Origin of the sequence: Tardiphaga sp. 42S5, assembly GCF_034044155.1 — a bacterium.
GTDB lineage: Bacteria > Pseudomonadota > Alphaproteobacteria > Rhizobiales > Xanthobacteraceae > Tardiphaga > Tardiphaga robiniae.
Genome location: NZ_CP139027.1, coordinates 5319827 through 5339683, shown reverse-complemented (window position 1 = coordinate 5339683; position 19857 = coordinate 5319827). Strand labels below are relative to the sequence as shown.

Below are 19857 nucleotides of genomic sequence, written 5' to 3'. Positions count from 1 at the left end.
GTTGGTCGTTGTGGATGTCCCGACAATGACGACGCCGCAGAGCCAAATCGATTACCTGTGAGGTCATGGAAGCTGCGAAATTCGCGTGTTAGCTTTTTGCCATGAACACACAGCTTGCAGCGTCCTCCGCAACATCCCGGCCCGCCGGGATCGGCCATCATTTGCGCGAATGGCGGCAGCGCCGCCGCCTGAGCCAGCTCGATCTGGCCGGCGATGCCGAGATTTCCACGCGTCATCTGAGTTTCCTGGAGACCGGCCGCGCCTCGCCCTCGCGCGAGATGGTGTTGCGGCTGGCCGAGCGGCTCGACGTGCCGCTGCGCGAGCGCAATGTCTTGCTGGTGGCTGCTGGCTTCGCACCGGCCTTTCCGCAGCGTGCGCTGGACGATCCCGCGCTGAATTCAGCGCGACAGGCCATTGACCTCGTGCTGAAGGCCCATGAGCCCAATCCGGCGCTGGCGGTCGATCGGCACTGGAATCTCGTGTCCGCCAACCGAATGGTGATGCCGCTGCTGGAAGGCATCGCGCCGCGCTTGCTCGGGCAGCCCTTCAATGTGCTGCGGCTGAGCTTTCATCCGGAGGCGTTGGCCCCGCGCACCGTCAATCTTGGTGAATGGTGCGCGCATCTGCTGGAGCGCCTGCACCGGCAATGCGAGGCAACCGCCGATCCTGACTTGCTCAAACTGTATCAGGAATTGAAGACCTATCCGGTACCGGCGCGGTCGGCGCCGATCGCGGCTGACAGCGTTGTGGTGCCGTTCCGGATGAGGCTGGGCGACGATGTGCTGAGCTTCATGTCGACGACCATGACCTTCGGTACGCCGCTGGATATCACCCTGTCGGAAATCGCCATCGAGACGTTCTTTCCGGCGGATGACGTCACGGCGAACAGGCTCCGGGAGATCGCTTCAAACGGGACCTAACGGCCTTGTCCGCGATGTCCACGACGCCTATTTGTGGGCGGAACAAATACAGGGAGCCCGCCCATGAGCACCATCAAGCCGCTTCAGATCGATATCGTCTCCGACGTCGTGTGCCCGTGGTGCTATATCGGCAAGCGCCGGATCGAGAATGCGCTGGCGCTGGTCCCCGACGTGCCGGTGCATGTCAATTGGCGGCCGTTCTTCCTCAATCCGTGGATCCCGCGCGAGGGCATTGATCGCTCGACCTATCTGGAGACCAAATTCGGTTCTGTCGAAGCCTACAAAGGCATCGCCGGCCGTGTCGTCGATGCGGCCGAGCAGGAGGGCCTGACCTACCGGCCGGACAGCGTGAAGCGCCAGCCGAACACCATCGATTGCCACCGGCTGATCCATTGGGCCGAAGCCTCCGGCAAGTCGGCCGAGGTCAAACAGCGCCTGATGGAATTGTATTTCCGCGATGGCGGAGATCTCACGCAGAGTGAGACGCTGGTGCAGGCTGCGGCCGATGTCGGGCTCGATGCGGACGATATCCGCAAGCGCCTCGCCACTGATGAGGACGTCGCGCTGATCTCAGGCAACGCCAAGGAAGCCGCCGACAAGGGCATTTCCGGCGTGCCGACTTTCGTATTCGCCGGCAAATATGCGGTGTCCGGTGCGCAGGATGCGGAGAAGCTCGCGCGCGCGATCCGTCAGGTCTCGGCGGAAGTGAACGCGGAGGCGGCCGAGTAAGGGCGCGCGCTTACGCGCCCTTCAGATAGTAATTCGCCTTCTTGCCGAGCGCGATGCGGCGCAGCAGTTTACGCATGGCCAGTGAGCTGCGCAGCGGTTTGATCACCGTGGTGACGGTCCGGTAGAAGGCCAGCTTCAGCGTATCCAGTATCGGCTGCTGGCCGGGCGGCTTCTGCGGCAAGCCGATGCCGCGCAGCATCGAGTTGAAGAAGTGCAGGTCGTTGATGCGGCGCACTTCCTTGGTCTTCCAGGTGATTGCCATCGAGATCGAGAACGATCCGGCCGTGCGCACCCAGTGCGGCCACTGATAGGGCACGTAGCAGCCATCGCCATCGAACATGTGAAACTCGACGGCGCGCGGTGCGAAACTGTCGTCGAATTTGAGATTGCGGTGCTTGGTCATCGAGCGCTCGATCTCGTCGTCGGAGACGATAGCACGGTCCTTGTTGTCATAGATCGTGAAGAACTTCTCGCCGTGGATCTGGACGAAGAAGTTATCCTCGCTGTCGAGATGGAACGGTGTGGTCGAATTCGGCGACGACACGAACAGGAGGCCTTCGAGCTGTTCGAAGCCGGCATCGAGCAGGCTGTTGAAGCCGCGGGCGCGCGCCACCGACAGCAACGTGTCTTCGAGCAGTTGGCGATACTCCGGCGAGTTCTCGATCCGCTTCAGCACCATCCACGCACCAGCGGTCTCGATGCGCTTGACCACTTCGACCGGGTCGAGATCCACCGACGGGATCGCGTCGGGGTCCTGGCTGATCGCGACCTTTCCCGAATTGTATTCGATGAGATCGCGCGGCAGTTCGGATGCGAGCTGCGCGATACGCTGCAGCGTCAGCAGCGGATGTCCGGCGAGCTTGTGCTTGATGGCGAACGGCTTCAGCGGAAAATCGTTCTTGAGCGATTGATTGGCGGCCGAGATCACCGGCGCGACGTCAGTTGCAGCGTTCATGGTTGAACCCCTGGATATCTATCGGAGGCGGTTGCGGATGGAGCGGGCGACGTGCCGCAGCGGCTCGCGGATCGAGCGACGCAAGGTGAGTGCGCCGTGGATCAGCAATACCAGCGGATCGTGCTTGCGCAGCGGAATCAGCACGTCGCCGATGGCAAGGCGGCCGCGCCAGATCGGGTCGATCATCGGGTGACCGGCATTGGCCGTGGAGTCGGCACTTGCAATCACGGGATCGGCGCAGAGATGCCGCGTCACGTCGAGCGTGAGCTGCACACCAGGGGATAGTTTGGCGAAGCGCTCGTCGACGCCGAGCTTGAAGTAGAAGGCGCGGTCGAGATGCCTGAGCAGCACACCGGAGGCGACCGGGGTGTCGCCGGCGCGAAGCGTGACGATCTCGCATTGGCCCTGTTCGGCGAGCGCCTTGGTGGCGCTGCGGATGAAGGCATTGTCGCCGGCATCCTGCATCAGGGCGGTGCCGCGTTTGCCCTTCCATCCACTCGCTTCCAGCGTCAGGAACGTGTCGATGGTCGCAGCGATTTCCGCGGGCGTGCGCGCGATCTCGAATGTCACATCGCCATGTTCGGCGAGACGATTGCGCTGGCGGCGCAGTTCTTTCAGCTTCTTCGCGCCGAGCGCATCGCGCAGCAGATCCTCGGCATCGCGCGTGGCATCGAGGCAGGCGCGGGCGTGCGATTGCAGGATGCGCGGCGCAAGATCCTGCATGGCGAGCGACTTGCGGATCGCCTGCATTGCGGCGCCGTCGAGCGAGACGTTCTCGAGGATCAGCGCATGCGCGCCGGCTTTGCGGGCCTGCTCCAGCAGGCGCGTCACGGCGTCCGATGCCATGTCGCGATCGAGCAGCGGCGTCGAGAGCGTGCCATAGGGATCGGCGCTGACCAGTGCCGGGAGCGGAATGCGATAAGCGCGCCGCGCCGTGATCACCGGCAGCAGCCCGATCAAGCGGGGCGTTCCGGTGTCGCTCATCCAGGCGCTGAGCGCGGCGACATCGGTGCGGCCGCGCGCGGATGCATTGACGGCCAGTTCCCAGTCGGCGAGGTAATAGCCGTTCGGCTCGATGGCCTGCTGCGCGAGCGCGCGCCATGGCTCGGGCGCGATTGCTGCGAGCGGCGCAAGCGCATCGGGCGCAGACGCTGGGCGGTTCGCCGCGGTCATCCCGGCGCCCGTTGCTCTGCTGCCATGCATGCCGGCTGGGTTTGCAATGTCGACCACGTCCCCGATCCCCGTCGCAAGGAAGGCGGCGCAGGCCGCTTCTCCATTGCTGTCTGCGGAGACTAGGCGAAACATTCCAAGATCCGGTTTTTCCGGACACGAAATTTGACGGGAATGTGCAACCGATCGTTCACCAAACGGTCGCTGAAAAGCCTGTGTTTTCAGCGGATATGGGTCGGCCGGGGTGGCGAGTGCCGGAGTATTCGCTCGTTTCCAAGGACGGGCGGACCTGCGGTCGATGGTCGCGGCCTCGCCATGTTGGGGCTGGAAAATGGCCTGCACGTCAGGCTATCAAGGCGCCGGAGGGACGCATGATGAGAGCATTGGTATTGGCGATCGCGGCAGTGGCGCTTCTGGCTGCGCCGGCGACAGCGCAGATGGGCGGCAAGCGCGGCGGCGCCGATCATGCGCCTGGGCCCGAAAAGCCGAAGATCGACGAGAAGGCGTACAAGGCCGCCTTGGAGCGCGTTCCGACTCCCAAGGAAAAATACGATCCATGGGGCGGCGTCGCTCCTGCTCCCGCGCCTACAACGGCAGCGAAGAAAAAGTAATCTTCGACTGCATATGTCGCACGCGGTTCCCGTGAACCGCGCTTGCGTTGACAGCGACCAAATTGGGCAGCGGCAGGCCGTCGCATTGTTGGCGTGCGGCCATCCTGATTTCAGTTGAATCAGGCGGGGAATTATCCGTCGCGCGAGCTGGCCCAGGCCGGGGAGACTGTTCGATGGTTCGTCCTGTCATTCGCAGCGCGATCGTTGCAGCCACGGTAATGCTCGGCTCGCAAGCCGCATGGGCGGAGAGTCGTCTGGCGCTGGTGATCGGGCAGTCCTCCTATCGGTCCATCGCGCCGCTCCCCAATCCGGTCAATGACGCCAAGGCCATGGCGCAGATGCTCGGCGATGCCGGCTTCGAGGTGCAGTCGGCCACGGACCTGTCGCAGACCGATCTGCGCGCCAGGATCGCCGGCTTCGCCGCCAATGTGTCCGCCAAGGGGCCTGACACGGTGGCGCTGGTGTTCTATGCCGGCCACGGTTTGCAGATCGACGGCGAGAACTATCTGGTGCCGGTCGATATCGATCCGAAGCGCGAAGCCGATATTCCACTGCAGGCGGTGCGCCTCAATGACATCCTGAACACGCTGACATCCGTGCCGAGCAAGAGCCGCATCATCCTGCTCGATGCCTGCCGCAACAATCCGTTTCCGGCTATCAGCAAGACCACCGGCCGCGGGCTCGCCCAGGTCGACGTGAAATTCGGCACGCCCGGCACGTTGCTGTCCTTCTCGACGTCGCCCGGCGCCGAAGCCGAAGACGGCAAGGACGGCAACAGCCCCTATACGACGGCGCTGCTGAAGGCGGGGCGCGAGCCGGGCCTGCCGATCGAGGATGCGTTCAAGCGCGTGCGACTGTCGGTCAATCAGGCCACCGAAGGTCGTCAGACGCCGTGGGAGAGCTCATCGCTGGTCAATGACTTTCGCTTCTTTGGCACTGATGCCGGCGCCAAGCCCGCCGTGACCAAGAAGACCGTCGATCAATGGCGCAAGGAGCTGCAGGGCAAGCCGGTGCAGGACGCCAACAATCTGATCGTCTCGGATGGGTCGGTGGAAGCCTATGAGGCCTTTGTCGGCCTCTATGCCGAGCCGCCGCTCGGCCCGCAGGCGAAAGAATGGCTCGACCGTCACTACAAGATGGTGGCGTGGAACAACGCCGTCATCACCAACACCGCGCCGTCCTATCGCGACTTCCTGGCGAAATATCCCGACAGCGATCTGACATCGACCGCGCAGAAGCTTGAGGAGCGCACGCGCAACAGGCCGGTGCCGGATGCGGTAGCGAACGCGCCGACCAATGTCGCATTGGCCGGACCGGGCCTGACATGCCCGTGCGGTGCGCCGCCCGCAGCAGCGCCTGCATCGAAGAAGGCCGAGAAAGCCACCGAGCCTGCGAAGAAGCGCGCCGACAAGCCATCGCCACCGCCGCGGCGCAGCCGTGAGATCGTCGAGGAAGAGGTCATTATCCGCCGTGCGCCGCCGGTCTATTACGAGCCGCTACCGCGCGTCTATTACGGCGGTGGAGGCTATGTCGGTTACGGCGGCGGCAACTATGGCGGCCGCGGGCGCTACTGACGGGCGCCTACTCGAACGCCACGCCAAGCTGGCGGTCGTTATTCCAGACCGGACGGCAGCGGCGGATGAAGTGATCCGCCTCGATCACCAGCATGAAATTCGAGGGCAAGCCGAGTGGGCTCGCGATATCGACACGCGCGCCAGAGGCCGAGAGGTTGCGGACGGTGCAATCGATACCGCCGCCGCCAAAGGCCAGCGTGCCGCGCTTCAGAACCCGGTGTCGTGGAGCCGTTCGTTTCTCGATCATGGTTGTCGTCCGCATCGTCTGCATGCGCCACGTCTAGCACCGCGATCTTGCCGGCCGATAAAGCCGATCGCAGAAATCCCGACCCGCCTTTTCATCCTTCGTGAAGTTCTGGAGGATCAGAATATTTCATAAAAATATCAAATCAAGGAAATGGGCTCCATGATACCGTCGGGCTGAGAACGCTCGGGCCAGCCATCGGCCGGCGTCATTTTTTGGGGGAAGGGGATCATGATGAAATTCGCCTGCGCGTTTCTGACTGCCGCTGCCATGTCTGCCGCGCCGGCCCAGGCTGTCGTGCTCGATCTGTCCACCATGTCCTGCAAGCAATTCGTCGAATCCGGTCCCGACGAGATCAAGATGGTGCTGACCTGGATGGACGGCTGGTACAAGGGCGACTCGGACGATGCGATCATCGACACCGAGGTGTTCGTCGAGAACGCCAAGAAGTTCGGCACCTATTGCGCGGCGCACCCGACCATCAGCATCGTGACGGCCGCGGAGAAAGTGCTAGGCGACTAGGCTCCAATCCCGAGCCAGCGCCCGGGTTTCTCGGTTTCCGAAGGTTTCAACCTGCGTGAGGCACGACGGGGTGCCCTGCGCCAGGTGCTTGGCGTGCCCGAATGGCCAGTGGTATAACCCCTCCGAAATTCACGGAGCTTTGGTGCCATGAAACGATCCAGCAAACTATTCAGCGTCGTCGCAGCGCTCGCGCTTCTGACCGGACCGGCCGCCGCGCAGATGATGAACCTGATGCCGGAGGTGAAGTCCAAGTCGGCGGAGGAGAAGGAGCAGGACGCGATCACCGAGAAGGCGTATCGCGAGTCGCTGCGCAAGATTCCCGACACCAAAGCCGCGGCCGATCCATGGGGCAATGTGCGCAGCGATGCGCCGAAGGCGGCTGCACCCGCTAAACAGCCACGCACCAAGACCGGCAGCGCTGCGAATTGATCAGGCCATGACGTGGCATCGGCGGCTCGTGCCGCCGGGCGCGCAAATGGACTGAAGCCTGCGCGCGGCCACTGACATATGCGCCTGTGTCAGTTGCTCCAGGACAGCGGCACTTCGAACAATCCGCCGCTGTCTTCATTCTCGACGACGATCGCGCCCCTCACGACGCCGAGGCTGCGCACCATCTCCGATGCGAGCTGACGTGCGTGCAGCATCGCTTCCTGATCGTCCTTGAAGCTCGTCCCTTCTTCGTCGAGGAACGTGTTTTCGGCGATAATATGAAAGAAATATCGAGGCACGGGAAACGACCACAGCTGGCGCGCGTGTAAATGGCTTGCAGCACCTGAGGTTGCTGTAAGACAATGATACCGCTAAACTAACTTGTTCCGTGCGTCGATAGAAATGTGCAAAATTTGCGGCAAATAAACGGTTTTTTTGCGCAGCCCGTCGCGTGCAGGGATCCGCTTTCGGAACCGTGATGCATCTCTGGGTTGTCATCGAAGGCGGCCATTGTATCGGGCGCCATGATCGTTGCGGTATGATGGGATGAGATACGGGAGTCATCCGGCCGCGATTTCACATATGGGGCAATCATGTCGTCGGCCGATATCGTATTTGCGTGTGCTCTGGTCGTGATGATCGGGTGCAACCTCTATGGCGAGCCGCGGATTGCAGGTGAGCGCGTTGCGATGCAGTGGGGCTTCGACGGCAAGCCGACATGGGATGCGCCGAAGCGGATTGCACTGTGGGGCATGGTCGTTTTTATGCTGACGGTGCGCTTGATCATCTGGACGGCGACAACCTTCGCACCGGAGAAGGTTCATGGCGCCAATCTCGGACTCATGCTGGCGTCGGTAATCATCGCAGCGTCGCACATTTTCATTGTGCTGAAGGCCATCAAGCGGAGCTGAGTTGCGGCATGACGTCTCCCTGCGGCGGCTGGCTTCGCCGCGCAAGAGAGGCTAGGGGAGCATCAGGGCGGAGAACGAAGCCGCCGCACATAGGCGAGGGGCATATGTCACGCGACCGGTTCTGGTTCTTCCACCCGTTTCGGGTGCGCTATTCCGAGATCGACGGCCAGGGCGTCGTGTTCAACGCGCACTATCTCACTTACTTCGACACGACCATCACCGAATATTTTCGTGCGCTCGGCTATGACCAGTTTGCCGATGCCAAGGCGAGCGGCGTCGACTTTCACGTCGTCAAATCGGTGATCGAATACAAGGCGCCGATCCTGTTCGATCAGGAGCTGGATGTCGCTGCGCGGGTGGCGCGGATCGGCAATTCCAGTCTGGTGTTCGAGCTCGGCATCTTCGCGCGCGCAGCCGACGATCTGTTTGCGACGGGTGAGATCGTCTGGGTCAATACCGATCAGAAGACCCATCGCCCGGTACCGATCGCGCAGCCGATCCGCGATTTGATCGCCACGCGCGAAACGCATCTCGCGGGATAAGGCACAGGTGACGTGGGCCGGTGCGCGGCGCCGGGCGACTCTAGGCTGGCTCGTCCAGATCGTAGAAATGGGCGAGCCCCCGGCAGATCTCCATCAACCGGTCGCGAAAAGGGGTCTGTGCCGGATCCGAGTAGCTGACGATGACGCGCCAGCTGTCATCCAGCGAATAGATGATCACGCTCATGTTCTTGGGCCATGGCCCGGCGATTGCGGCGGCTTCTCGAATGATCTTCTGAAGTTCGGCGGCGGTTTTCTTTGGCTTGGGCATCTACGCTCCCTGGCTAGAAGCGTTCTAAAGTGACGGCGAGGACCTGTCCAGACTCCGTCTCGGCGCGAAAACGCGCTCTCCGTCGATGGAATCGATGAGGGCGGGGTCTTCGTTGCGAAAGGGCCGTCCGCGAAGGCGGGCCTTACTTCTTTGGATTGAAGCGCCCGCCCAGGACTTTGATGCTCCCGGCCGAAGGTTGCGTCTTCGTGAATTCGGCTATGGCCTTGGCCAGCTCAGCATCCGACATGGGGTTGACGGGCTGATGCAACGAGCCGTCCCGAAAGCCACGCTCGATGGCAGCGTAATGCTCTGACTCATCTACAAGAATGAGCTTTTTAATTCGGGCCAGGAATGCAGAGAAGGGCATGGCGCGACTTCGGTAAGTTCGAATTCGTGAAACAGGCTGCCTGTCGTTTACGGCGGACAACATATCCAACATAGGTCAATGCCATTTTCAAACTAGGCCACTACGGCCGGAAACACGCCAGTACCGAAATTCCGGTACTGGCCGAAATAGGTCACTCACAATTTCGAAACAGGCCACTTGGCAGCGACTACCGGACCAGCCGTCGGCCGCCCGGATAGCACTTGTAGTCTGGCCCATGCTCTTGTTTGCATGAGGAGTGCATATCGGCCACGAAGAAGGCTGCCATCAGGACCACGAGAATTAGACACGCTATGGCTATTCGAGGGTTCGTCATCGCCACTCGCTGAATTAAAGCAGGCCACTGTTTCAGTTGGCGACAGCACTGAGAGCTTTGTCCAGCGAAAACCTTTCAGTTTTCCCGTTCTCGAAAACTAACCCGAAGCACCTGGTCGCGAAGCCGCGACCTTTTTCTAGCATCGGATAAAATTCCTTCGGAGGAGATGGAAGAGGCCAATTGGTTTTTGCGCAATAGGCCTCGTATAGAGCTTTTAAGCTTAGGAACTCATCGGGTGTAACGCGTTGCGAGATCGGTGTGTTTTTCAGGATTGGATCATAAACATCTTGGCTGCAGTTATGCTGGCAAACTGCCACTTGCCCTCGATATCGATCGCTTTTACGGCCATCTTGGATTCCCTCACTATTCGAAATGTTTATGAAAGCGCTTTTGGTCCGCGGCGCGATCCTATGCGCAGCGAGAGGTCCTGGCGCTCCGCGTAGCTGGTCGAGACGTACTGCTCGGGATCGCCCGACATGACCTCACGGCTTACAGCTACTGGACTGGTAACGAAGGTGCAAAATGAAAGAGGTCGCCCATTGAGGCGGCCTTTTAAAATCTGAGATACCTATTTTGCCGCCGCTTCCTTCTGCACCACTCATCAAATTGAGCGTTCCAAAGAGCTTGTAGAATTTCCTGCGGCTTCAATTTCTCAGTTACCCAATGGGCGACAAACGGCCCCCATTCGGGGTCGCGCTCCACTTCAGTTCGAATCTGGTTGGCAATCTTTCGATCGCTAATCTCGCGGTTAACTTGGTTCGGCGAACGGTCCCGCCTAATGCCACCTAAGCCAGATGCACGAGCTTGATCGTAGCCAAAACCCATCCGTAAGCTTGTTGGGGCATCGTTGGACATACTCAAGCTACCGATCTCGCCAGCCGTTGATCAGGAGATCTTTTGAGCACCACAGGACCGCGTCATCGCAGTCGTAGCCTCGCGCAACGATTGCCTGCCTAGTTCCAATGCCCATCCAAACGCCGTTTTTGAAAGCGTGGAAAACAGTCGTGTCATTCATCGTTGCAACCTCCTTAGGTTGCGTTAATGAAGCTTAACAATTACGGCAAAATTGGAACCAGGCCACTGCCAATCTAAAAATAGGCCACTGCGGTCGGAAACAGGCCAGTACCCAAAATTCTCAAAAGAACATATTGCGAACATAGAACAGATGGGGTACGTTGTTTTCAGCCCGAACAGCGCCGCCATCCTTTGGCGCTTGCCGTTTGTCCTGTCGCGAATCCCTTCATAAGGAGCTAGATCAATGGCTACCACTCCGACTGCCCTGCGTATCGTTGAAGGATCCTCCATGGACAAGACCAAGGCCCTGTCGGCCGCGCTCTCCCAGATCGAGCGCCAGTTCGGCAAGGGCTCGGTGATGAAGCTCGGCAAGAACGACCGGTCGATGGACATCGAGGTGATTTCGTCGGGCTCGCTCGGCCTCGATATCGCGCTCGGCGTCGGCGGGCTGCCCAAGGGCCGCGTGATCGAGATCTACGGACCGGAATCCTCGGGCAAGACGACCTTGGCGCTGCATTGCGCCGCGGAAGCCCAGAAGAAGGGCGGCATCTGCGCCTTCATCGACGCCGAACATGCGCTCGACCCGGTCTATGCCCGCAAGCTGGGCGTCAATGTCGATGAGCTCCTGATCTCGCAGCCGGATCACGGCGAACAGGCGCTGGAAATCGCCGACACGCTGGTGCGCTCCGGCGCGGTGGACGTGCTGATCATCGACTCCGTGGCAGCGCTGGTGCCGCGCGCCGAACTCGAAGGCGAAATGGGCGACGCGCTGCCGGGCCTGCAGGCTCGCTTGATGAGCCAGGCGCTGCGCAAGCTGACTGCCTCGATCAACAAATCCAATACGATGGTGATCTTCATCAACCAGATCCGCATGAAGATCGGTGTGATGTATGGCTCGCCGGAAACCACCACCGGCGGCAATGCGCTGAAATTCTACGCCTCGGTCCGTCTCGACATCCGCCGCATCGGCGCGATCAAGGAGCGCGACGAGGTCGTTGGTAACTCGACCCGCGTCAAGGTGGTGAAGAACAAGCTGGCACCGCCTTTCAAGCAGGTCGAATTCGACATCATGTATGGCGAAGGCGTCTCCAAGATGGGCGAAATCCTCGATCTCGGCGTGAAAGCGGGAATCGTCGAGAAGTCCGGCGCCTGGTTCTCTTATGACAGCCAGCGTCTCGGCCAGGGCCGGGAGAATTCCAAGGCCTTCCTGAAGGCCAATCCGGACATGACCGCCAAGATCGAAGCCTCGATCCGGCAGAATTCCGGCCTGATCGCCGAGCAGATTCTCGCCGGTCCCATCGAGCGCGACGAAGACGGCGGTGACGGCGAGGAGCCGGCCGAAGATTGATCGGATCGGTCCGGAGACGCACTGACGTTCATGCGCAGTGATCTTGCCGGACCGATCTTGCAGCCGAGATTTTCGGCTGAATGATTTCGCGGTGGGTGCTGTGGGGGTCTGTTGCCGATACCCTGCGGTGCCTGCCGCGTTGTCGTTTCAGGCGTCCTGATCTGGGTGCGCGCTGATCGCAATTATCGCCGCGCGGCGGGGACAGCTTCGCTTGGCGGCGCGATCAGTTTGTTGACCGCATGACAGGCGACGCCGTCGACCAGATCCGGCACGACTTTGCGACAGAGATCGAACACTTCCGGGCAGCGCGGATGAAACGTGCAGCCGGAGGGCGGATCGATCGGATTGGGAATCTCGCCGGAGACCGCGATGCGTGCGCGACCTGACATGGCCAGATCCGGCACAGCGCCCAGCAGCATGCGCGTATAAGGCATGCGCGGCGCGCGGAAGAGTTCGCGCCCTTCCGCAATCTCCACGATGCGGCCGAGATACATCACGCCGATCCGGTCAGCCATGTGCCTGACCACAGCAAGGTTGTGGCTGATAAACAGATAGGTCAGGCCGAATTTGTCCTGCAGTTCGCGCATCAGGTTGAGAATTTGCGCCTGCACCGAGACATCCAGCGCTGAGGTCGGCTCGTCGCAGACGATGAACTCGGCCTCCGATGCGAGTGCGCGGGCAATCGCGATACGCTGGCGCTGGCCGCCGGAGAACTGATGCGGGTATTTCTGCCCGTCGTCGGGATGCAGGCCCACCAGCGTCAACAATTCGCCGACGCGGGCGCGAATGTCGCGCTCGCCCTGAATGAGATCGAAGGCGCGGATCGGTTCGGCGATGATCGCATCGACGCGCAGCCGCGGATTGAGGCTCGCATAGGGATCCTGGAAGATCATCTGGATGCGCTTGCGCAGCAGCTTGCGCGCGCCGGCCTGCCCGGGATCGCTCATCGAGACGCCGTCGATGATGACGTCGCCGGATGTCGGCGGCAGCAGCCCGACCACCATCCGCGCCACCGTGCTCTTGCCCGAACCGGATTCGCCGACCAGCGCAAAGGTCTCGCCGCGCTTGATCTCGAACGAGACGCCGTCGACGGCCTTCAGAAACTCCATCGGACTGCGCTCGATGACGCGGTTGAGCCACGGCTTCGAGACGTCGAATGCGCGTTTGAGATTGCGTGCCTGCACCAGCGCCGTCATGCCGCGCTCTCCGCAGGAGCGTGGTCATGGAGATGATTGGGATCATAGAGGTGGCAGGCGACCTGCTGCGCGCCGACGGCGATAGGTTCAGGCCGCTCGGTGCGGCAGCGGTCGAACGCGAAACTGCAGCGCGGATTAAACGCACAGCCCTGCGGAATGGCAGACAGCCGCGGCATTGAGCCTGGAATCTGCACCAGCCGCTGCGAGGCGTCGCCCGTCAGCGTCGGGATCGCGCCCATCAGTCCCTTGGCGTAGGGATGCAGCGGGTTCTGCACCACGTCGCGCACCGGGCCGATCTCGGCGATGCGCCCGGAATACATCACGGCGACGCGGTCGGATGTCTCGGCGATGACACCCATGTCGTGGGTGACCAGCATCACCGCCGTGCCGTGGTCGCGGCCGAGCCGTTTGATCAGCGCAATGATCTGCGCCTGCACGGAAACGTCGAGCGCGGTGGTCGGCTCGTCCGCGATGATCAGTTCGGGCTCGGCCGCGATCGCCAGCGCGATCACCACGCGCTGTCGCATGCCGCCGGAAAATTCATGCGGATAGGCATCGACGCGCTTGTCCGGCGCGGGAATGCCGACCTCGGCGAGCAGATCCACCGCGCGCTTGCGTGCCTGCGTCTCGTTCATGTTGAGATGGGTGCGGATCGTCTCCACCAGCTGGTCGCCAATGCGATACAGCGGATTGAGGCTGGTCAGCGGATCTTGAAAGATCATCGCGATGCGTTTGCCGCGAATCCGGCGCATCTGCTCCGGCGGCAGATTGTCGATGCGCAGACCCGACAGCAGGATCTCGCCGCCTGAGATGCGCCCGGGCGGATCGATCAGGCCGATGGCCGCAAGCCCCGTCACCGATTTGCCGGCGCCGGATTCGCCGACCACGCCCAGCACCTCGCCCTTGGCGATGTCGAAGGACACGCCGTCGATGGCACGCAGCGCGCCGCGTCGGCTGGCGAATTCAACGCACAAGTTGCGCACGGAGAGGACGGGCACGCTCATGTCGGGCACTGCTTGAGGTGAGACATCATTGCAGCTTCGGGTTCAGCGCATCGCGCAGCCAGTCGCCGAGCAGATTGATCGACAGGATCAGCGAGGCCAGCGCGAGGCCGGGAAAGGCGATGACCCACCATTCGCCGGAGAACAGATAGTTGTTGCCGATGCGGATCAGCGTGCCCAGCGACGGCATGGTGTCGGGCATGCCGGAGCCGAGAAACGACAGCGTCGCCTCGGTGATGATGGCCAGCGCCAGATTGATGGTGGCGATCACCAGGATCGGCCCCATGGTATTCGGCAGCACATGGCGGATCATGATGACGCGCGCGGGCAGGCCGATCAGCTGCGCCGCGGCGACATAGTCCTTGTTCTTCTCCACCATCACCGAGCCGCGCACGGTGCGGGCATATTGCACCCAGAAACTCAGCCCGATGGCCACCACCAGCACGATCAGCGTGGTCGACGCATCGAGATGATTACCGAGTGCGGACTTCACGACGCCGTCGATGAGCAGCGCGATCAGGATCGCCGGAAAGGTGAGCTGCACATCGGCGATGCGCATGATCAGGCTGTCGACGGCGCCACCGACATAGCCGGCGATCAGGCCGAGCCCGATGCCGAGCACCGCGGCGAAACTGACGCCGAGCACGCCAACCACCAGCGAGATCCGCATGCCGTAAAGAATCGCCGAATAGATGTCGCGGCCCTGTTCGTCAGTGCCGAGCAGGAACGGCCTCTGGCCTTCCGCCGTCCAGAGCGGCGCGATGCGCGAGTTGATCAGTTCGAGCTGCGCCGGATCGAACGGATTCTGCACCACCAGCACAGGCGCAAACAGCGCCATCATCAGCAGCACGAACACGATCGCAGCCGCGACCATTGTGAGCTTGGAGCGGCGGAACGAATAGAAGATGTCGCTGTCGATGGCGCGGGCGAGGAGGGAGGGTGTGTGGGGGAGGGGCGCGTCGGTCATGGTGCGCTCCGCATGTTCGCGCTCCGCTGGAGTGCACTAGGCTTACAGTTGTCATCCCCGCGAAGGCGGGGATCCATAACCACCGAGCTCGCGGTGAGGTGCTGTGGGTGAGGCCGCGTTTTAACTACGCGCACGGCGGTTATGGGTCCCCGCCCCGCGCACGCCTTTGGCGTGCTAGACGGGGACGACAGACTGAGAGAACTTGCGCGAACGCGAGGGATGAGGTTGCAACGTGCTTGAGTCATGCGTTCCCCCTCATGCCGGCCGGTTGATCGTCGCGCGCAGGCGCGGATCGACGATGGTGTAGAGGATGTCCACAATCAGGTTGATGGTGACGAAGATCAGCGACACCACCAGGAGATAGGCCGCCATGATCGGGATATCGACATTCTGCACGGCCTGCACGAACAGCAGCCCCATACCCGGCCACTGGAACACCGTCTCGGTAATGATGGCGAAGGCGATGACCGAGCCGAATTGCAACCCGGCGACGGTGATGACCGGCACCAGCGTGTTCTTCAGTGCATGGCCGAAATGGATCGCGCGGGTGGTCAGGCCGCGGGCGCGGGCGAAGCGGATATAGTCGGTGCGCAGCACCTCCAGCATCTCGGCGCGGACGAGGCGCATGATCAGCGTCATCTGGAACAGGCCGAGCGTCACCGATGGCATGATCAGCGCCTTCAGGCCGGAGATCGTCAGCAGGCCGGTGGTCCACCAGCCGAATTTCACGACATCGCCGCGCCCGAAGGAGGGCAGCCAGCCGAGTGTCACCGCGAAGAGATAGATCAAGAGAATGCCAATCAGGAAGGTCGGCAGCGAGATGCCGATCAGCGACACCGCCTGCAGCACCTTGGCGAAGAACGAATCCTTCCGCAGCGCCGAATAGATGCCCATCAGGATGCCGAACACCATGGCGATCACGGTGGCGCAGGTGGCGAGCTCCAGCGTCGCCGGCATGCGCTCCTTCAGCAGCGCCGAGACCGGCTGACGAAACTGGTAGGAGACGCCGAACTTGAACTGCACGGCATTGATGAAGTAGCGCGCGAATTGCACCGGGACAGGATCGTCGAGGCCAAGCGACGCGCGCACCTCGGCGCGCTGCGCCGGCGTGGTGTCGATCGCCACCATCTGGTTCACCGGATCGCCGGCAAAGCGGAACATGGTGAAGGCGATGATGCCGACGGCGATCATCACACCAATGGACTGCAATGCGCGGCGCAGGATGAAAGCGAGCATGCGTGACCTTCGCTTTCCGCTGGGTGCCGCCTAGTCCTGCTTCACCGCCCAGTATGGCAGCACCTGATTGTCTGGGCGCTGCACGATCTTCACCTTCTTGGAGACGCCCCAGGCCAGCGCTTGCTGATGCAGCGGGATATAGGCCCAGTCCTTGGCGGCGATCTCATAGGCCTGTTTGATGAGCTGGTCGCGCTTGGCGGTGTCGGTCTCCTGCAGCACCTTGTCGGTGAGGGCGTCGAAATCCTTGTTGCAATAACCGCCGAGATTGGTGGCGCCGCGCGGGCTCGCGGGATCGTCGCGACAGCCCATGATGTCATGCATCACATTGTGCGAATCCTGCGTGCCCGGTGTCCAGCCGAGCAGATAGAATGAGGTGTTGAAGCCGCCGGTCTTGAAGACCTTGGCAAAATACAGCGCCTTCGGCTGCGCGTTCAGCGTGACCTTGACGCCGATGCGCGCGAGCATGCCGACCACGGCCTGACAGATCGCGGCGTCGTTGACATAACGATCATTCGGGCAATCCATGCCGACTTCGAATCCGTCGGCATAGCCGGCATCGGCCAGCAGTTTCTTGGCGCCGTCGGCGTCGTATTTCGGCCGCGTGAAGTCGCCGGAGAGCTTGAACAGCGGCGGCGCGATCATCAAAGCGGATGGTGTCGACAGGCCGCGCATGACGCGGCTCTTGATCAGTTCGATGTCGATGGCCTTGTAGAAGGCCTCGCGGACGCGGATGTCCTTGAACGGGTTCTTGCCCTTGATATTCGAGAAAAGAAGCTCGTCGCGAATCTGGTCCATGCCGAGGAAGATGGTGCGCAGCTCCGGCCCGGCCATCACGGCGGCGTTGGCTGATCCATTGACGCGGGCGATGTCCTGCACTGGCACCGGCTCGATGATGTCGACTTCGCCGGACAGCAGCGCCGCGACGCGGGTGGCATCGGAGGCGATCGGCGTGAAGATGATCTCCTTGAGATTATGCTCGGGCTTGCCCCACCAGTTAGGATTGACCTTGAAGACCGTCTTCACGCCCGGCTGATGGCTTTCGATGGTGAAGGGGCCCGTGCCATTCGCATTCAACGACGCGAAGCTTGGCGAGGTCGCCGCGGCCGGCGTCGGCGCGTTGGCATTGTTCGCCTCCGCCCATTTCTTGTCCATGATGTACCAGACGTCCCATTGCGACGTCAGGATGGGATTGGGCTTGGTCAGCACGAAATCGACGGTGTAGTCGTCGATTTTGAGCACCTTGGCATCGGCCGGAATGACCGTCGTGAAGTCGGAGCCCTTGGCGCGCACGCGGTCAGCGGAGAACACGACGTCGTCGGCGGTGAAGGGGTCGCCATTGTGGAATTTGACACCCTTGCGCAGATGGAAGCGCCAGCGCGTCGGCTCCGGTGTTTCCCAGCTCTCGGCGAGCGCCGGGATGATCTGCAGATCCTTGCCGCGCCCGACAAGGCCTTCATAGACCTGGCCGTGATGAGCAATCGTCGTGGTTTCGCGCAGCGTATAGGGATCGAGCGATTTCAAGTCGCCCTGATTGGCATAGCGCAGCGTTTGTGCGGAGGCGGGCAGTATGGGGGCAGAAAGTGTGGCGAAGGCGATCAGCGATGCAGCGGCGGCAATGAACGTCTGACGGATCGACATACTGAGCTTCTCCATTGCATAACCGCGATTGCATCACCACGCGGCCGCCTGCCGTTGAGCGAGTGTCACATTGTTGGCGGAGATTGCACGCCGCGCAAGCAGCATTTGTCAGCTATGCGCTGCACAATGAAGTGGCTGGCGCAATCCTTGCTAGGATTGGGTATAAGCAATTCTACGCATTGCGTGCGTGCATCATTCGGTCACGACACTGCGCTAACAGGACCGCCAGAACGGCAAGATTTCGGAGCAGGAATGGCGGAACTCAAGGCTGATGTGCTTGTGCTCGGCGCAGGTATGGTCGGTGTGTCGGCGGCGCTGCATCTGCAGGCGCGCGGCCGCAATGTGGTGCTGGTCGACCGGCATGAGAAGGCCGGCGAGGAAACCAGCTATGGCAATGCCGGGCTGATCCAGTGCTGTTCGGTTTTCCCTTATATGCTGCCGCGCGATCTCACCAAGCTCTTTAAATATGCGCTGAACCGCGCGCCCGAGGTGCACTATCATCTCAACGCGCTGCCCGGCATGCTGCCATGGATCGTCAGATATTTCCTGAACTCGTCGCCTGAGGGAGCACTCCGCAGTGCGATGGCGGCGCTGCCGCTGATCCAGCGCAGCCTGATCGAGCACGAGGCCTTGATCGCGGAGGCTGGCGTGCCGGAGCTGCTGCGCCGGATGGGATGGATCAACGCGTTTCGCTGCGAGGCGAGTCTCGCGAAGGGAATCGCGGATCTCGAGCGCCATCGCGCCTATGGCGTACCGGGCGACGTTCTGGACGCCGCCGCCATTGCGGAGCAGGAGCCGAACCTGTCCACCGATTTTGCCGGTGCCATCCACTGGACGTCGCCGGGCTTCGTGCCCGATCCCGGCGGCCTCGCAAAAGCCTATGCCGCGCTGTTCATCCGCAAGGGTGGTCGCTTCATTGCTGCCGATGCCCGGACGCTGGAGCAGAGCGACGGCAAATGGCGCGTGGCCGGGCCGAACGGGGCGCTGGTCGCGCGCGATGTGGTGGTCGCGCTCGGGCCATGGTCGGATCAGGTGTTTCGGCCGCTCGGCTACAATATCCCGCTCAAGAGCAAGCGCGGCTATCACATCCATCTGGCGCCATCCGGCAATGCGGTGCTGCGCCATCCGGTGCTCGATGCCGATCGCGGCTATCTGTTGGCGCCGATGAATCGCGGCATCCGCCTGACCACCGGCGCCGAGTTCGCGCTCCGCGATGCGCCGCCGACGCCGGCGCAGATCGAGCGGGCGCTGCCGATCGCACGGCAGACCTTCCCGCTCGGCAATCCCGTCGAGGCGAAGCCCTGGATGGGCGCGCGGCCCTGCCTGCCGGACATGCTGCCGGTGATCGGCAAGGCGCCGCGCCACAAGGGCCTGTGGTTCGATTTCGGCCACCAGCATCATGGCTTCACGCTGGGGCCGGTGACCGGCCGTCTGATTGCGGACATGGTGACGGGCGTCACGCCCTTCACCGATCCCAAGGCCTTCGCGGCCGAACGCTTCGGCTGACATCTCGCAACTGCAATGTAGATGTCACATCGCTTGCATCGGGCAGGCGTCAGCGGCGATACTGCCACTGCGCCGCCATGTTCGCGTGAGCGGCCGGTTTGCCTCAGGAGCTGATAATGAAAGTGATCGTCACCGTGGACTGTACGCCGCTTGAGGCGCGCGAATTCCTGGGGCTGCCTGATGTGCAGCCGATGCAGTCGGCGATGATGGATCAGATGCAGAAAAAGATGATGGACAACATCGACAAGTTCTCGCCGGAGTCGATCATGCAGAGCTGGTTCTCGTTCGATCCGAAGATGGGCGAGCGCTTCCAGGAGATGTTCGCCAACATGGCCGGCCTCGGCGTGAAGCCGAAGGACAAGAAGTAGACGCGGG

22 protein-coding genes are annotated in these 19857 nt (G+C 62.0%); 11 read left to right on the top strand and 11 right to left on the bottom strand.

Annotated features, from left to right (window positions below; genetic code table 11):
- The first annotated feature begins 101 nt into the window (after positions 1 to 101).
- A complete protein-coding gene (locus tag SFY93_RS24905; RefSeq protein WP_320444987.1) occupies positions 102 to 920 on the top strand; it encodes a helix-turn-helix domain-containing protein in 819 nt (272 codons plus the stop codon).
- Between the two features lie 63 nt (positions 921 to 983).
- Positions 984 to 1649: a DsbA family oxidoreductase gene (locus SFY93_RS24900; protein WP_093756596.1), complete on the top strand. Its 666-nt coding sequence runs from the start codon at positions 984 to 986 to the stop codon at positions 1647 to 1649.
- Between the two features lie 10 nt (positions 1650 to 1659).
- On the opposite strand, the gene SFY93_RS24895 is transcribed toward SFY93_RS24900, so the two are convergent.
- Complete coding sequence (locus tag SFY93_RS24895; RefSeq protein ID WP_320444986.1) at positions 1660 to 2604, bottom strand: JmjC domain-containing protein; 945 nt, start codon at positions 2602 to 2604, stop codon at positions 1660 to 1662.
- Between the two features lie 18 nt (positions 2605 to 2622).
- Positions 2623 to 3777, bottom strand: a complete 1155-nt coding sequence (locus SFY93_RS24890) for a GNAT family N-acetyltransferase (protein WP_320447848.1) — start codon at positions 3775 to 3777, stop codon at positions 2623 to 2625.
- A 371-nt stretch (positions 3778 to 4148) separates the two neighbouring features.
- Between SFY93_RS24890 and SFY93_RS24885 the strand changes: the two genes are divergently transcribed.
- Both SFY93_RS24885 and SFY93_RS24880 read left to right on the top strand, forming a co-directional pair.
- Positions 4149 to 4385 carry a hypothetical protein gene (locus tag SFY93_RS24885; protein ID WP_320447847.1) on the top strand — a complete coding sequence of 79 codons (237 nt, stop codon included), beginning with the start codon at positions 4149 to 4151 and terminating at the stop codon, positions 4383 to 4385.
- 173 nt (positions 4386 to 4558) lie between these two features.
- The gene (locus tag SFY93_RS24880) at positions 4559 to 5959 is read left to right on the top strand and encodes a caspase family protein (RefSeq protein ID WP_320444985.1); all 1401 of its coding nucleotides are present in this window, start codon (positions 4559 to 4561) and stop codon (positions 5957 to 5959) included.
- A 7-nt stretch (positions 5960 to 5966) separates the two neighbouring features.
- On the opposite strand, the gene SFY93_RS24875 is transcribed toward SFY93_RS24880, so the two are convergent.
- On the bottom strand, positions 5967 to 6206 hold the full coding sequence (locus tag SFY93_RS24875) for a PilZ domain-containing protein (protein WP_089265685.1): 240 nt from the start codon (positions 6204 to 6206) through the stop codon (positions 5967 to 5969).
- A 231-nt stretch (positions 6207 to 6437) separates the two neighbouring features.
- Here SFY93_RS24875 and SFY93_RS24870 point away from each other — a divergent pair, with 231 nt between their 5' ends.
- The gene (locus SFY93_RS24870) at positions 6438 to 6725 is read left to right on the top strand and encodes an HdeA/HdeB family chaperone (protein WP_320447846.1); all 288 of its coding nucleotides are present in this window, start codon (positions 6438 to 6440) and stop codon (positions 6723 to 6725) included.
- Positions 6726 to 6872: 147 nt separating this feature from the next.
- The gene (locus SFY93_RS24865) at positions 6873 to 7154 is read left to right on the top strand and encodes a hypothetical protein (protein ID WP_089265144.1); all 282 of its coding nucleotides are present in this window, start codon (positions 6873 to 6875) and stop codon (positions 7152 to 7154) included.
- Between the two features lie 89 nt (positions 7155 to 7243).
- Here the strand turns inward: SFY93_RS24865 and SFY93_RS24860 are convergent, their stop codons facing one another.
- Positions 7244 to 7453 carry a DUF6894 family protein gene (locus tag SFY93_RS24860; RefSeq protein WP_089265143.1) on the bottom strand — a complete coding sequence of 70 codons (210 nt, stop codon included), beginning with the start codon at positions 7451 to 7453 and terminating at the stop codon, positions 7244 to 7246.
- 294 nt (positions 7454 to 7747) lie between these two features.
- Between SFY93_RS24860 and SFY93_RS24855 the strand changes: the two genes are divergently transcribed.
- Together SFY93_RS24855 and SFY93_RS24850 are read left to right on the top strand one after the other, a co-directional pair.
- On the top strand, positions 7748 to 8065 hold the full coding sequence (locus tag SFY93_RS24855) for a hypothetical protein (protein ID WP_093756592.1): 318 nt from the start codon (positions 7748 to 7750) through the stop codon (positions 8063 to 8065).
- A 104-nt stretch (positions 8066 to 8169) separates the two neighbouring features.
- Positions 8170 to 8607, top strand: coding sequence for an acyl-CoA thioesterase (locus SFY93_RS24850; protein ID WP_309948116.1), 438 nt, complete (start codon positions 8170 to 8172; stop codon positions 8605 to 8607).
- Positions 8608 to 8647: 40 nt separating this feature from the next.
- On the opposite strand, the gene SFY93_RS24845 is transcribed toward SFY93_RS24850, so the two are convergent.
- Both SFY93_RS24845 and SFY93_RS24840 read right to left on the bottom strand, forming a co-directional pair.
- The gene (locus SFY93_RS24845) at positions 8648 to 8875 is read right to left on the bottom strand and encodes a hypothetical protein (protein ID WP_068735728.1); all 228 of its coding nucleotides are present in this window, start codon (positions 8873 to 8875) and stop codon (positions 8648 to 8650) included.
- A gap of 142 nt (positions 8876 to 9017) precedes the next feature.
- Complete coding sequence (locus tag SFY93_RS24840) at positions 9018 to 9242, bottom strand: hypothetical protein (protein WP_320444984.1); 225 nt, start codon at positions 9240 to 9242, stop codon at positions 9018 to 9020.
- Positions 9243 to 10834: 1592 nt separating this feature from the next.
- On the opposite strand from SFY93_RS24840, the gene recA reads away from it, so the two are divergent.
- On the top strand, positions 10835 to 11938 hold the full coding sequence (recA, locus tag SFY93_RS24835) for a recombinase RecA (RefSeq protein ID WP_089265133.1): 1104 nt from the start codon (positions 10835 to 10837) through the stop codon (positions 11936 to 11938).
- Between the two features lie 182 nt (positions 11939 to 12120).
- Here recA and SFY93_RS24830 read toward each other — a convergent pair whose 3' ends face one another.
- The 5 genes from SFY93_RS24830 to SFY93_RS24810 form a co-directional block, all read right to left on the bottom strand.
- Complete coding sequence (locus SFY93_RS24830; protein WP_320444983.1) at positions 12121 to 13134, bottom strand: ABC transporter ATP-binding protein; 1014 nt, start codon at positions 13132 to 13134, stop codon at positions 12121 to 12123.
- Entirely contained in the window at positions 13131 to 14138 is a 1008-nt protein-coding gene (locus tag SFY93_RS24825) for an ABC transporter ATP-binding protein (protein ID WP_320444982.1), read from the bottom strand. The genes SFY93_RS24830 and SFY93_RS24825 overlap by 4 nt, the downstream gene beginning before the upstream one ends.
- Before the next feature lie 25 nt (positions 14139 to 14163).
- Positions 14164 to 15102: an ABC transporter permease gene (locus SFY93_RS24820; RefSeq protein ID WP_320444981.1), complete on the bottom strand. Its 939-nt coding sequence runs from the start codon at positions 15100 to 15102 to the stop codon at positions 14164 to 14166.
- Between the two features lie 255 nt (positions 15103 to 15357).
- Positions 15358 to 16338 (bottom strand): ABC transporter permease, encoded by a 981-nt coding sequence (locus SFY93_RS24815; RefSeq protein ID WP_149531197.1) that lies wholly within the window; start codon positions 16336 to 16338, stop codon positions 15358 to 15360.
- A gap of 30 nt (positions 16339 to 16368) precedes the next feature.
- Positions 16369 to 17976: an ABC transporter substrate-binding protein gene (locus SFY93_RS24810; protein ID WP_320444980.1), complete on the bottom strand. Its 1608-nt coding sequence runs from the start codon at positions 17974 to 17976 to the stop codon at positions 16369 to 16371.
- Between the two features lie 252 nt (positions 17977 to 18228).
- Between SFY93_RS24810 and SFY93_RS24805 the strand changes: the two genes are divergently transcribed.
- A complete protein-coding gene (locus SFY93_RS24805) occupies positions 18229 to 19482 on the top strand; it encodes an NAD(P)/FAD-dependent oxidoreductase (protein ID WP_320444979.1) in 1254 nt (417 codons plus the stop codon).
- Between the two features lie 116 nt (positions 19483 to 19598).
- Positions 19599 to 19850, top strand: a complete 252-nt coding sequence (locus SFY93_RS24800) for a DUF6489 family protein (protein WP_068735746.1) — start codon at positions 19599 to 19601, stop codon at positions 19848 to 19850.
- Positions 19851 to 19857 lie beyond the last annotated feature (7 nt).